General features: G+C 61.2%; 10 protein-coding genes. 5 read left to right on the plus strand and 5 right to left on the minus strand.

Translation table 11 applies throughout. The features are described from left to right. The first annotated feature begins 69 nt into the window (after window positions 1-69). Both R3E49_RS10170 and R3E49_RS10175 read left to right on the plus strand, forming a co-directional pair. Window positions 70-903 carry a DUF58 domain-containing protein gene (locus tag R3E49_RS10170; protein WP_371294942.1) on the plus strand — a complete coding sequence of 278 codons (834 nt, stop codon included), beginning with the start codon at window positions 70-72 and terminating at the stop codon, window positions 901-903. Next, a complete protein-coding gene (locus R3E49_RS10175; protein ID WP_371294943.1) occupies window positions 900-2,927 on the plus strand; it encodes a DUF3488 and DUF4129 domain-containing transglutaminase family protein in 2,028 nt (675 codons plus the stop codon). Before R3E49_RS10170 ends, R3E49_RS10175 begins: the two co-directional genes overlap by 4 nt. Here the strand turns inward: R3E49_RS10175 and R3E49_RS10180 are convergent. The 5 genes from R3E49_RS10180 to R3E49_RS10200 all read right to left on the minus strand — a co-directional run bounded on the left by R3E49_RS10180 (window position 2,906) and on the right by R3E49_RS10200 (window position 8,629). Continuing rightward, on the minus strand, window positions 2,906-4,660 hold the full coding sequence (locus tag R3E49_RS10180) for an ArnT family glycosyltransferase (protein WP_371294944.1): 1,755 nt from the start codon (window positions 4,658-4,660) through the stop codon (window positions 2,906-2,908). The genes R3E49_RS10175 and R3E49_RS10180 overlap by 22 nt on opposite strands. Then, the gene (locus R3E49_RS10185; protein ID WP_371294945.1) at window positions 4,657-5,319 is read right to left on the minus strand and encodes a TVP38/TMEM64 family protein; all 663 of its coding nucleotides are present in this window, start codon (window positions 5,317-5,319) and stop codon (window positions 4,657-4,659) included. Before R3E49_RS10185 ends, R3E49_RS10180 begins: the two co-directional genes overlap by 4 nt. After that, a complete protein-coding gene (locus tag R3E49_RS10190; protein ID WP_371294946.1) occupies window positions 5,316-6,050 on the minus strand; it encodes a glycosyltransferase family 2 protein in 735 nt (244 codons plus the stop codon). Before R3E49_RS10190 ends, R3E49_RS10185 begins: the two co-directional genes overlap by 4 nt. Before the next feature lie 121 nt (window positions 6,051-6,171). Beyond that, complete coding sequence (locus R3E49_RS10195; RefSeq protein WP_371294947.1) at window positions 6,172-7,455, minus strand: flavohemoglobin expression-modulating QEGLA motif protein; 1,284 nt, start codon at window positions 7,453-7,455, stop codon at window positions 6,172-6,174. Further along, window positions 7,445-8,629, minus strand: a complete 1,185-nt coding sequence (locus tag R3E49_RS10200) for a GNAT family N-acetyltransferase/peptidase C39 family protein (RefSeq protein WP_371294948.1) — start codon at window positions 8,627-8,629, stop codon at window positions 7,445-7,447. The genes R3E49_RS10195 and R3E49_RS10200 overlap by 11 nt, the downstream gene beginning before the upstream one ends. Window positions 8,630-8,903: 274 nt before the next feature. Here R3E49_RS10200 and speA point away from each other — a divergent pair, with 274 nt between their 5' ends. The 3 genes from speA to nspC are packed head-to-tail and all read left to right on the plus strand — an operon-like array spanning window position 8,904 to window position 13,254. Further along, window positions 8,904-10,829, plus strand: coding sequence for a biosynthetic arginine decarboxylase (gene speA, locus R3E49_RS10205; protein ID WP_371294949.1), 1,926 nt, complete (start codon window positions 8,904-8,906; stop codon window positions 10,827-10,829). 27 nt (window positions 10,830-10,856) lie between these two features. After that, the gene (locus R3E49_RS10210; RefSeq protein ID WP_371294950.1) at window positions 10,857-12,077 is read left to right on the plus strand and encodes a saccharopine dehydrogenase family protein; all 1,221 of its coding nucleotides are present in this window, start codon (window positions 10,857-10,859) and stop codon (window positions 12,075-12,077) included. A gap of 1 nt (window position 12,078) precedes the next feature. Further along, on the plus strand, window positions 12,079-13,254 hold the full coding sequence (gene nspC / locus R3E49_RS10215) for a carboxynorspermidine decarboxylase (RefSeq protein WP_371294951.1): 1,176 nt from the start codon (window positions 12,079-12,081) through the stop codon (window positions 13,252-13,254). The last annotated feature ends 525 nt before the right edge of the window (window positions 13,255-13,779 follow it).

The raw sequence follows: 13,779 nt of genomic DNA on the forward strand, positions 1-13,779 counted from the left end.
AGGTCAATTACCCTGGACCAGCGCAGAATCTTCATTTTCCCCTCGCTGCCCGGATTTTTCTTCTTCGTATTGCTGCTGTTGATTCTGCTCACGGCGATCAACTACCAGAACAATATGGCCTACGCCGTGGCGTTTCTGCTGGCCACCTTGTTTGTGGTGTCCATCCTGCATACCTACGCCAACCTTGCGGGGCTGACCCTGCACGCGCTGTCGGCGACACCGGCGTTCCCGGGGCAACGCAGTGAATTCAGGTTGCGTCTGCAGCGCTCAGGCAAGGCCCCGCACTATGCATTGAGGCTCAGTTGGCCGCAGGGCAGCGACAGCCTGGTCAGCCTGGCCGACCGTGACAGCTGCGAGGTGTCGCTGTATGTCCCTGTGGGCAACCGGGGTTGGCACAATCCCGGACGTCTGCTGCTGGAAAGCCGCTACCCACTCGGTTTGCTGCGCTGCTGGACATGGCTGGATCTGGATCTGCAGGCGCTGGTGTATCCCAGGCCCCTCGCCACCGCGGCCCCACCGGGCGGCGATGGCGGGCGCCCGGAGGGCAATGCGGTAGAGATCGCAGGCAGCGATGACTTTCACGGCTTTCGCAGCTACCGCCCGGGTGATTCGCTGCGACAGGTGCACTGGAAAGCGGTGGCCAGGGGGCACTCGCTGCAGTCCAAGGTCTACGCTGCCTATGCCAGTCGTACAGCCTGGCTGGACTGGGATGCTTTTCCCGGTATTGCCACCGAGCAGCGTCTGTCCTACCTCTGTTACTGGGCGCTGACTCTGGAAAGACGCGGGGAAGACTACGGTCTTTCCCTGCCGGGTGTCGATATCGCCCCGGCATCTGGCGAGGCTCACCAGGGCCGGATACTTGCGGCGCTGGCCCTCTATCAGCATGGTGCAGCTGCCCCATGAAACGCGATCCTGCCGCCGGTACCCTCATACCCCGCAACGCGCTGGTGTGGATCATCTTCAGCCAGTTTGCCCTGCTGGCACCCCACCTCCTGCGGCTGCCACTCTGGCTGGTGCTGGTGTACCTCGGGACAGCTGTATGGCGTCTGCTGGTGTTTCAGGGGCGAGCCTCCTTTCCCGGCCGTCTGGTACGGGCCTCGCTCGCGCTGGGGGGCTGTGGCGCTGTTTTCCTGAGCTACGGCAACCTGCTGGGGCTCGAGCCGACTGTGGCGTTGCTGCTCATAGCCTTCGCCTTCAAACTGCTGGAACTGGTGAAACCCAAGGACGCCTACGTGCTGCTGTTCCTTGGCTATTTTATCTGCGTGATCGGCTTCCTGTTCAGCCAGGATATCCTGTTCGTCCTGTATTCCCTGTTCACCCTGGTCCTGGTAACCACCGGTCTGGTGGCGCTGCATCGTCCCCGTGAGGACCGCTTCCGGCTGGGCAGCCTGCGTTTACCTGCGCTGATGCTGGCGCAGGCGTTTCCGCTGATGCTGGTACTGTTCTTCGTGTTTCCCCGCATTGGGCCACTGTGGACGGTGCCGGTGAAGAGTCACGCCGCGAAGACGGGGGTCAGCGACTTTATGCGCCCCGGGGATATCTCCGAACTCAGTCAGTCCGATGACGTGGCTTTCCGCGTGCAGTTCGAGGGCGACATTCCCCCGAAGTCCGAGCTTTACTGGCGGGGGCTCGTATTCAGTGTGTTGGAGGAGGGTGCCTGGCGGAGCCTGCGCTACAACGAATTGCCGGGGCTTGAATTGCGCCCGCCGGCGGTCGAGCCCGAGGGCGAGCCGCTGGAGTATACCGTTCTCATGCTGCCCACCCAGCAGAACTGGCTGTACAGCCTGCGTTATGCGCAGCCGGCGCAGCGAGGCATCCTGAGTACCGCCGATTACCGCCTCTATTCCCCCGTGGAGATCGAAGAGCAATTGCAGTACCGGGTGCGCAGCTGGCCTGTCACTGCACTGGACCCTGAACTGTCGGACTGGCGACGCGAGACCGAGTTGACGCTTCCGGAACAGGACAACCCGGCGACTCGCGAGCTGGCGCAGCGCCTCCGCGATGGGGCGGCTGACAGCGCTGCCTTTGTCGATGCAGTACTGCAGTATTTCCGCGATGAGCCCTTTGTTTACACGCTGCAGCCACCTCTGCTCACTGCAGAGAACAGTATGGATCAGTTCCTCCTGCAGGCCCGGCGCGGATTCTGCGAGCACTATGCGTACGCCTTTGTGGTCATGATGCGCGCGGCGGGTGTCCCGGCGCGTGTTGTCGCCGGCTACCAGGGGGGTGAGATCAACCCTGTGAATCGTACGGTCATCGTTCACCAGTTCGATGCGCATGCCTGGGCAGAGGTCTGGCTGGAAGGGCGGGGTTGGGTGCGTATCGACCCCACGGCGGCGGTGTCGCCCGACCGAATTGAACTGGGGCTTGAAGAAGCGGTAGCGGCGGAGGGCAGCTTTCTGGCCAACTCACCGCTGTCCCCCCTGCGGTACCGGGGTGTCAACTGGGTCAACATGCTGCGTCTGCGCTACGACGCGCTGACCTACCGATGGCAGAGCTGGGTCACCGGCTTCGACGGCGAGGAGCAGTACCGCCTGCTGCAGGATCTGTTCGGAAGCATACGCGCTCCGGTGTTTGCCGGGGCGATTCTTCTCAGTGGTGTGGTCGTGTTAATACCGGTCGGCTGGTTGCTGCTGCGGCATCGTCGGCCTCGGCCCCTGCCACCAGAGCAGCGGCTGTTTCTGGAGTTCTGCGAGCAGATGCGTCGCCAGGGTATCACGCGCGCAACGGGTGAAGCGCCGGGCAGCTTCGGGCGGCGCGTAGCGCGGGAAGCCCCACAGCTGGCAGGCTGGGCCATGCAGTTTATCGACGCCTTCGAACAACTCGAGTACGGGGGTGCCCCCCGCGACGCCGCTGCCTATCGCCAGCACCTTGCCGGGCTTCGGCAGCGACTGCGGCGCGTTCCTCAGTCGGAAAGCGAGCGCTGACGGCTCTTGCCGTAGGGACCGCGTACACTCCTGAAGCGACGTAGCACTTCGGGGGTGGCGCAGCGGGGCTGTGCACTTTCCCGCGAGTAGAGCACCCAGTTCTGGCGGTGGGCATAGCCGACTGCCTGCGCCAGTGCAGGATCGAAGCACTCTATCTCGCCACGTTCCGGTGCCATGACGTACCGGCCCTCGCGCTCATTTATCCACTGCCAGGCGTTGCGATACTGCGTTGCGTCACTGCTGAAATAACCGAAATGCACGAGTGGTATCGGCGAAAACAGCAGATAGTGCTCCTTGGAGTCGATGATGGCGAGTTCTCCTCCGTTGACCCTGGCAACCGCCGATTGCATGAGGGACGCCGGAGTGCGCAGTGGCTCCAGCAGCGGATTGACCGCCAGCGACTGCACGAGGACCAGTATGGTCACTGTGGCCCCGTAGGCAATCCAGGGCGAAACCCGGCGCGTGAACCACTGGCAGCCCACCAGGACGGCACAGGTGCTCGCCGCGATCACCGCTACCCACGTGGCAGTCTGCTCTGGTTGCGCCAGTACCTGCAGTTGACGCATCAGGACAGGGTGATACGTGAGCGCCAGTGTCGCCGCGATGCCCGCAAGAACCGTCACGCCCCCGACCAGCAGTCGCAGTGCAGTCCTCCCCGCGAGAGAGGGTGGATGCACACGCCAGACAGCGCTCAAGGCCAGGCAGAAGATGGGCAGAGCCGGCAGCACGTAAACGCCACGTTTCCCGGGGCTAAAGCTGAAAAAAGTCACTACCGCAATCACCCAGATGAACAGTACCAGTATGCGTCTGTCCAGCATGCTGCGCTGTATGACGGTTCGAAATCCTGTCAGCAACAGCAGCGAGCCAGGCGCCCAGAGCGCGGGAATCACGTTCAACCAGAGATAATACCAGGGCTTGATATGGCCCCAGGGGTTTGTGTAGCGCTCCCCGGTTTGCCTGAACAGGATATTGTCGCGGTAGGCAATGAGTTCAGGGGCTGGGTGTCGAGCCACCTGCCACAGCATCGGTCCCAGCCACAGCGCAACGGCGGCCAGGAGCACGAGTGGCCCGAGCCAGGTGCGGCGTGTCCATGTGTTTTTCCCGTGGCTGGTGGCGTAGTGGCAGGCGCCCAGTAAGGGCAACAGGAATATCGGCAGGAAGCCAACGCCTTTGGTAATGATACCCAGCCCCATGAAAAACCACGCGGCAAAGTACCAGCGCCAGGCAGGCCCACACAGGAAATGACGCAGCAGCCCGTAGCAGGCGAGTGTCGTCCAGCAGGTCAGCAGGGCATCGATCTGCGCAAACTTTGCCTGAATGAGAAACTGCGGCGTAAACAACAACAGCAGTGCAGCATTGCGGCCCACCGCGCCGTCCCAGAGCCGACGCCCGATATCAAATACGGCTGCCAGTGTGATCAGGCTGGCAATCGCGCTGGGGAGCAGCATGGCGATATTGAGGTTGCCGGTCACTTTGAGGCCGGTGGCGATCGCCCACATGAACAGGGGCGGTTTGTCCGGGTAGAGCTCACCGCCACGTGCCGGAAACAGCCATTGTCCCGTGCTCAGCATTTCATGCGCGAGGTAGGCAAAGCGGGGTTCATCGGGTGGCCAGGGGCTGCGCAGTCCCATCCCTGCAAACAGCAGAACGGCCGCCAGAGCCAGTACGGCAACCAGCGTAAGCGTCTCCGAGGATACGCTCGCGGTGCGCCGGCGCAGCGTCACGGATCTCACGGAGTGGCTTCACCCGTCGCCGGGAGTTCAGGATGGGTCTTGAGCAAATAAGCGCCGAGAGCTGACGCGAGTGCCAGCAACAGACCGCCGAGGACAAGCTGCTGCCACTGTGCCAGCGCTATCCCGCTGCCTACAAGAGCGAATATCACCGTCTGTGGCAGGTACCCCAAAAGGCTGCCGGTGAGGAACTTTCCGTAGTGGATGCCCATGGCCCCGGCGAGGAGGTTGGTGAGGAAATTATTGCCTACCGGCGCGAGCCTGACGACAAGGGTCTTGCGGAATGTGGCAATCGACAACCAACGTGAGAGACGCTTGCCGCGAACACCGAGACGGCGTTGCAGTGCGGGCTGAAACAGGAACAGGGCCGCACCGTAGGTAAGGGACAGCGCCGTGACGCTGCACAGCAGGGCGAATAGCGTTCCCGGCACCACGCCCAGTGCATAGCCGGCAATGGCAGCAATCATCTGTCGTGGTGCTCCCAGAGCCATCAGCAGGGACGACGCCGCACATGCGAGCGCATAGCCCGCTATGCCTCCCTCCTGCAGCGTCGCTTGCAGGCTGTTACCTGAGCCCAGCACAGGAAACCCCGTGTGGCTGCCGGCTACGGCCAGGGCGAGCAGCAGTGCTGCGAAGAGCGCAATGCGGATCGCAGTGCTCATGAGCTACGGGGTGTTTCGGTCCAGGCGACCATGGGCTGTCGCGTCCGGCGGTTGAGCCAGAACACCCCGAGTGTATCAATCACCCCCACCCACGCCCGGTTCCAGGCGGTGTACTTGGATGTGCCGCCAAGGCGTGGCCGGTGGTTGACGGGGATGTTTACAATTACGCCACCCAGACGCTTTACGAGCGCCGGCATAAACCGGTGCATGTGATCAAAATACGGCAGTTCCAGCCAGGTCTCGCGAGGCAGCATCTTCAGCCCGCAGCCCGTATCAGCACACTCGTCCCGAAGGACTCTCTGCCTGAAGCCGTTGGCCAGACGCGACTGGAATCGTCGCCAAAGCGTGTCCTGACGCTGCTGTCGGGCCCCGACGATAATCCAGTGGATGCCCTGCTGTGCCTGTGCTGCCGCCAGTAGCCGTGAAATATCTGCGGGATCGTTCTGGCCGTCGGCGTCCAGCGTGACGAGGATATCACCGCTGGCATAGCGGGCTGCGGTATGCAGCGCTGTGCTCTGGCCGCAGCCCGACCTGTGCCGCACGACCGTGAGCCGGCCCGTCATGCAGGGGCCGGCGGCAAGTGCGGCATCGGCTGTACCATCGCCGCTGCCGTCGTCGACCAGAATGACTTCGTAGTTCTGTGTTGCCAGCGCGGCGTCGATTTCCCGCAGCAGGCGGGCGATGTTGTCCGCTTCATCCCTGGCAGGCAGAAGCACTGAAAGGGCAGTCATGTTCGTTGTCCCAGTGGCCTAGACTGGCGTCATTAAATCAGGACTAGATTAAGGCACCATTAAGCGCCGGGCGACGCTCTGGCGGGGCGTTCGCCCGCGGGCGTTCCGGGGTGGGGTGGCTCTACAGCAGGGCGCCGTAATCCGCCTGCAACTGGTCAAAGTTGAGCGAGGCGATAAAGCGGGAAAAGCTCATCCAGGTGGCGAGCCCGGTCAGGTCCGCGAAATGCGGAGGGAGAAAGCGCGGCCCGGCGACGACGCCCTCATCAATCAGCAGGCGCCAGTCCTTGATGTCTTCCAGCAGGATTTTGCCGCAAAACAGCACCGGGAGGGTATCCAGCTTCCCGGTGCTCATGGCCAGGCGCAGGAAGTTGTAGGTCTGCACAAAGCCGCGCATGTAGGCGAGGTCTTTGGTGTAGGGCCGACCCTCCGGCGTGCTGCCACGGAATACGCGCACCGCGATACTGTAACTGTCGTCGGCACTCATGTTGTGGTCCTGCAGGTAGTTAAAGACCTCGAGAAAATTTGCGCCGTTCTCTGCCAGTGTCACGGCCCGGACCCGGTTGATCAGCCGGTAGAGTCGCGATGGGCTGGAGCGCAGGGTGAGTATCTCGGTCAACACCGCCAGCCCTTCCTGGGTTGTGGTGGCGGAGGGTGTGCCCTTGCTGAGGAACGTACAGGCAGGCTGTGCCGTGCCGTTCAGGGTTGTGCCGAGGTGTACCCACCCTTCGTGAACTTCCAGTACATCGATATCCAGTGCATTGAACATCGCGTCGCTGCGGATCTTGAGATAGTCAGAGCCCGCGGCGGCATCGGCGGTCATCTGGTCGTTGAGCAGCACACGGATGCCCGCGTCCGGGAATGCCTGCAGCAGGCGTTCGTTGAGCATCGCCACCGCGTCCGCAGCGGGTATGGTTTTCGGGGCCTCCTGCATGGACGCATTTTGCAGCAGGTTGATGAGGGTTGCCTCCATCGCGGTGCCGAGGTCCGCCAGCGTGGGGTCACCGGCGTGAAAAACATCCGAGGAGGAGCCGTAAAGATCCTCGGATATCTGGCCAAATTCAGGCTGTCCACGAACTTCCAACAGCTGTACAACGCTGCGGTACTCCCGGCACATACGGCGCATGATCTGCGCCAGGGGATTGAGTTGCCCGAGCTTGCGCGCGATATCGCGTTCGATCTCCTGAAACTCTGCGCGTTTGGCGCCCGGTTCAAAATCCAGCGGATTGTGCTGTTGATAGAATGCCGCATCGATTCGCGGCAACTCACGGCAGCCGCTGGCGAAGAACTCACGGCGCACCGCCGCGTTCCACTTGATGGCGTCCAGAATGCGGATGGGGCGCTGTGCCTCGACAATACGGTCTGAGAGTGTTCTGACCAGCGCCAGATACTGGGGATCAGCGCTCATTGCTGCCGTTCCCGACGGGTCCGATTGCCACCACCGCCCGCAGCCGATTACCGCCAAAGCGGCTCATGGCGGCGAACTCTTCGCGCGCTATGGGCAGGTACTGGCAGTCCAGTGGCGCCTTGTTGTCGTCCCGGCTTGCCCGCGGTGTTCCAAGGTCGTCCAGCTCCGGGTCATGGACGTAGAAGCAGGCTTCATCGTACCCCGACAGCACCACCCAGTGCGGCGCCTTCTTGCTGTCAAGGCGGTACGTGGAGATCAGAATCAGGATATTGATACCGGCGTTGAACATGTCCAGCAGGCGCTCCTGCTCGAGGTCCTGATAATGCACGGTAATGTCATGTGTCGCGCACTGGCTGACGAAACTGTCGTGCACGAGGCTCATCACCCGCTTTTTGTTGTCGTCGCGCACACCTTCGATGAACAGGGGTCCGGGGGTGTTGACCCAGACCTCGCTGTGGAACCCTCGCGCATGGGCGGCCAGCGCGAGGCCCAGCGGGTGGCAGCCACCGTGACCGGAGGTCATGAAGATGGTAGTGGCCTCGCGCCAGATTTCTATTTCTTCCAGGGGCGAAGGCTGGTAGGTCCGATCCAGCCCCGCCATGGCCATCATCAGCGCAGCGGGCCCGCAGGTGAAGGGCGTTGTCTGTGCAATCCAGGGCAGCGTGCGGGGCGCATTCTCGGGCTGATAGGCGCGTACGCATTTTTCCATGCGCAGGGCATCGCTGTGATCTTCATAGTAATCGTCGTAGCGCCCGAACTGGGTGTAACCGAGCTGTTCATACAAACGTATGGCGGCTGTATTGCTGGCAGCGACCTCAAGCCTCAGGTAGAGGGCACCGGTGCTGCGCACATCAACTTCTGCCTGCTGCAGCAGCTGACGCGCCACCCCGCGGCCCTGGCGGTCCGGAGCGACCGCGAGCGAGTACAGTCGAGCAAGCCGGGTGCCCTGGCGCAGTATGACCAGGCAATACCCGCCCAGGCCAGCAGAATCCCTGGCCACGAGAAATACGCAGTCCGAGCGTCGCAGCCAGCGCTTGAAACTGCGCCGCGACAGACGGTCGGTACGGAAGCAGTCGTGCTCAATCTGCAGCAGCGCGTCGAGATCGTCCGGGCGTGCCGTTTCAATCTGCAGTGGGGTCTCGCTTCTGGCAGTGAATTGGAGAGGTGAGGACATGTTGGCTGATTTCCACAATTGGGCCCAATATAGTGCGTCTCGCGGTCAACTGTCACGTCGCCTGGTCAGCAGGTTGAAAACTACCAAAACCCCGCTCCGTCCTGTTAGGCTGTCCTTCGTGGATCCGGCGGCAAATTCCCCTTGCGTTTGCTTCGCAGCGCCTTAGAATCGGCGCCGTTTTCACTACCCTTGTACTGTATGCTTTTTTTGCGCAATCGTTGCACCTGAGGAGCCCACGCCTCCGAGTGCACCCCGGCAGGAGCCCAGGAGGACCATGACCGATTCAGCACAGCCCGAGCAGGACTGGAGTGCCGCCGATAGCGCGGAGCTCTACGGCATCAACGCCTGGGGAGCCGGCTACTACAGTATTTCTGACAGTGGTGAAGCGCAGGTCACGGTCACTACCGGTGACGCAGACACCACCGTTTCACTGATGGATATCGTTGCCGGCATGCGCGCGCGCAATCTGGAAATGCCGGCGGTGCTGCGCATCAGAAACGTGCTGGATCACCGTATCAAGGTGCTTAACGAGGCGTTTGCCGATGCCATTGCCAGCGGTGGCTACAACAACGTCTACCGCGGTGTATTCCCGATCAAGGTCAATCAGCAGTGTCATGTCATTGAAGAAATTGCCAACTACGGCAGCCGCTACCACCACGGCTTTGAGGCCGGCAGCAAGGCGGAGCTGACGATCGCCCTGAGCCAGCTGCGCGATACCGAAAGCCTGGTGGTGTGCAACGGCTACAAGGACTCCGAGTTTATCGATCTCGGCCTGTATGCACGCCGCATGGGCTATCCCTGCTTTTTTGTCCTCGAGTCCCTGAGTGAGCTGCGCATGATCATTCAGCGCAGCCGCGCACTCGGCGTTGAGCCACTGATCGGCGTGCGCATGAAGAGTTCCGTCAAGGTCGATGGACACTGGAGCCAGGATAGCGGCGACCGCTCCATTTTCGGCCTGTCGACGGCTGCGCTGATCGCGGTCGTCGATGAGCTTCGAGCTGCCGGTATGTTGCACTGCCTGCAGATGCTGCACTGCCACCTCGGATCCCAGGTGCCGAACATCCGCAATGTCCGTAACGGCGTCCTGGAGGCCTGTCGATACTACGCCGGGCTGGTGGAGGAGGGTGCAGCCATGGGCTACCTCGACCTGGGCGGCGGTCTCGCCGTGGACTACGAGGGCGCGCGCACCAACAGTACGCACAGCATGAACTACCAGCTGGAAGAATACTGTGTGAATATTGTCGAGAGTATCCGCGAGACCTTCGACCCACTGGAAATTCCCCACCCGGTGATCATTTCCGAGTCGGGGCGCGCCACGGTCGCCTACTCGTCGCTGTTGCTGTTCAATGTGCTGGATGTGCGCAGTTGCGAGCCCATGGATCTGCCTGCAACTATCGGCGATGACTGCGTCGAGCCGCTCAAACACATTCAGGAAGTGTTACGGGTGGTGAGTGATGCAAATTTCCAGGAGTGCTACAACGACGCCTTGTTCTACCGTGACGAGGTGCGCGACATGTTCAATCATGGTCAGGCCAGCCTGCGTGAGCGTGCTATGGCGGAGGATATCTGTCTGGCCGTATTGCAGCGCATCGCCCAGATTCTGCCAGGCGTGGCCCGTGTGCCACCCGAGCTGGAAAACCTGAGTGAAGTCCTGTCAGACATCTACTACGGCAACTTCAGCCTGTTTCAATCCCTGCCAGACATATGGGCTATCGACCAGCTGTTCCCGATCATGCCACTGCATCGTCTGCAGGAGTCGCCCAGCCGTGAAGCGATGCTCGCTGACCTGACCTGTGATTGCGACGGCAAGATCGATAACTTCTCGTTGCCCGCAGGCACCTCCAAAACCCTGCCGCTGCACCCCCTGCGCGAGGACGAGGATTACATTCTGGGCGTATTTCTGGTGGGCGCCTATCAGGAGACCCTTGGCGATCTGCACAATCTGTTTGGCGATACCAACGTGGTGAATGTCACCATCAACCCGGATGGCAGTTTTGACTTTGCCCGAGAGTTCCACGGCGACAGTATTTCCGACGTGCTGAGCTATGTAGAGTACGAGCCCAAGCACATGCAGGAACAGTTCCGCCAGGTCGCGGAAAGCGCGGTGCGCAGCGGACGCATCTCGGTGGCGGAGCGGCAGGAAATTCTCCGTGCGTTCCGGGAAAGCCTGCAGGGCTATACGTATTTCGAGCATCACTGAACCCGTCATTCATACAGGAGCACGGTTATGTCCAGAGTCATTATCATCGGTGCAGGGGGCGTTGGCGCGGTTGTTGCCCACAAATGTGCCCAGCTGCCCACCGTCTTCACTGATATTCTGCTTGCCAGCCGCACGGAAGCGAAGTGCAAGGCGATTGCAGCCCAGATCGAGCGCCCGATTCGCACTGCTCAGGTGGATGCCGACAACGTGGCCGAACTGACTGCACTCTTGCAGCGCGAGCAACCTGAGTTGGTGATCAACGTTGCGTTGCCCTATCAGGATCTGAGCATCATGGATGCCTGCCTCGCCGCAGGTGTTCACTACCTCGACACCGCCAATTACGAGCCACCTGATACGGCAAAGTTCGAGTATCACTGGCAGTGGGCCTACCAGGACCGGTTTCGCAATGCGGGCCTGACCGCCATTCTGGGCAGCGGTTTTGATCCGGGTGCAACCAATATCTTTACGGCCTACCTGGCGAAGCATTACTTCGATGAGATCCACGAACTGGACATTATCGATGTCAACGGGGGTGATCACGGCTATCCATTTGCCACCAACTTCAACCCGGAAATCAATATCCGTGAAGTGAGTGCAGCGTGTCGTCACTGGGAAAACGGCGCGTTTGTCACCACGCCACCGATGTCCAAGCAGGCCCGCTTCGAGTGCCCGGAGGGCGTTGGCAGCTTCAATATCTACCGTATGTACCATGAAGAACTGGAGTCCCTGAGCAAGCACTTTCCCGGCCTGAAGCGCGCACAGTTCTGGATGAGTTTCTCGGAGAACTATCTGAAACATCTGGAAGTCCTGGAAAATGTCGGGATGACGGGTATACAGCCTGTCGAGTTCCAGGGGCAGCAGATTGTCCCGATCCAGTTTCTGGCGTCGCTGTTGCCCGACCCGTCGACCCTTGGGCCGCGTACCAAGGGCAAGACCTGTATCGGCTGCATCGTGCGTGGCACGAAGGATGGCAAGGAGCGCGTCATGTACCTGTACAACATCTGCGACCACGAAGCCTGCTACCGTGAGGTCCAGTCCCAGGCCATTTCCTACACGACAGGTGTGCCTGCGGTTATCGGTGCAAAGATGATTCTCGAGGGCCACTGGCGTGAACCTGGCGTCTGGAATGTCGAACAGCGCGACCCGGACCCGTTCATGTCGGACATGAACCTCTACGGCCTGCCGTGGCAAGTGGTGGAGCTGGATCCTGGATTCCGGCTGGATGTGGTGACGGGTCGGGACCTGTAACGTGCAGATACTGCAATTCACCGACTTCAGCAAACTGAACCTGGCACGGCTCCCGTCCCCCTGCTACGTGATTGATGAGGTGGCCATTGAACGCAATCTCGCTATCCTCAAGCATGTGGCTGATGCCAGTGGCGCCAAGGTGCTGGCAGCGCTGAAGGCCTTTTCCTGCTGGCGACTGGGGGAGCTCACGGCCCGCTATCTCAGCGGCAGCTGCGCCAGCGGCCTGCACGAGGCGCGCCTGGGTCATGAACACTACGGCGGTGAAGTCCATGTGTTTGGCGCGGGCTACCACGAAGCGGATCTGCGGCAGATCCTGGATATCGCCCACCACGTGGTGTTCAACAGCTGCGCGCAATGGCTGCGCTTCAGGCCCCTGTGCCTTGAGGCGCAGCGGCGTCGGCCTACGCTGCGCTTCGGGCTGCGCATCAACCCGGAGCATTCCGAGGGCGACGTGCCGATTTACGACCCCTGCGCACCGGGTTCGCGCCTGGGTATTCTGCGCTCGCAGCTGGATGTCGACAGCCTGGAAGGCATCAGCGGCCTGCATTTTCACACCCTGTGCGAACACGACTTCCCGCCGCTGGCGCGTACCCTGGAGGCTGTTGAGACGCGGTTCGGCGATTTGCTGCCGCGCATGGAGTGGGTCAACTTCGGTGGTGGCCACCACATCACGCGGCCCGACTATCAGGTCGATGATCTCATTCGCTGTATTCGCGACTTCGCGGCGCGGCATCAGGTGCAGGTGTATCTTGAGCCCGGTGAGGCTGTCGCCATCGGCAGCGGCGTGCTGGTGAGTGAAGTGCTGGATCTGACCTGGAACGCCCTGGATCAGGCGATTCTGGACTGCTCGGCGACCTGTCATATGCCGGATACGCTGGAGATGCCGTATCGGGCAGAGGTCATGGGTGCGGATGCACCGGGCGTTCTGCCCCACACCTACCGTCTGGGCGGGCTGACCTGCCTCGCCGGGGATGTGATCGGCGACTACAGCTTCCCGACACCTCTGCAGGTAGGGCAGCGCGTGGTGTTCAAGGATATGGCCCACTACACGATGGTCAAGACCTCAACCTTCAATGGCACCCGCTTGCCTGCGATTGCCCTGTGGAACTCGTCAACGGATGCGCTGGAGATCGTGCGCCAGTTTGACTACGAGGATTTCCGTCAACGACTCTCCTGAGTAGCTGCACGCGGTCTTGTGCCTCTGGCCTGCGGTCATTGCACACGCCGGCCAGGGCGTTAGAATCCAGGGTGAGTCGATCGCCTCCGGAGCGTGATTGCATGCAACGCCGAAAACCGAGTTCTTGTAGTACCAGCGGCCACCGACTGTACTGGCCGCGTCTGGCCCTGTGCACCGTACTGTTGTCGCTGGCCGGCTGTGCGAGCCTGCCGGCGCCGGATAGCTACGCCAAGCCAGTGAGCCACACGATTAGGGGTCCTAGGGATTTTGCCTCCAAATATTGCAAAAACCGCCGGAGGCCCCGCCATCCGTGGTCTGCAGGGGGCTATTAGTTTCTAATGCGCTGAGAAATTCGGTATCTTCTTCGACCTTTAGGTCAAAGAATGAGCAGAAACAAGCGGCTATCAATCCTCACTGCTGCCGAGGTCGAGGATCTATATGGCGTCCCATCCTTCAATGAGTCATACCAGCGATTCTACTTTATGCTGAATGACAAAGAACTAGCGGAGATATCGAGAATAAGGC

Origin of the sequence: Haliea sp. (assembly GCF_041395985.1) — a bacterium.
Classification (GTDB): Bacteria; Pseudomonadota; Gammaproteobacteria; order Pseudomonadales; family Halieaceae; genus Haliea.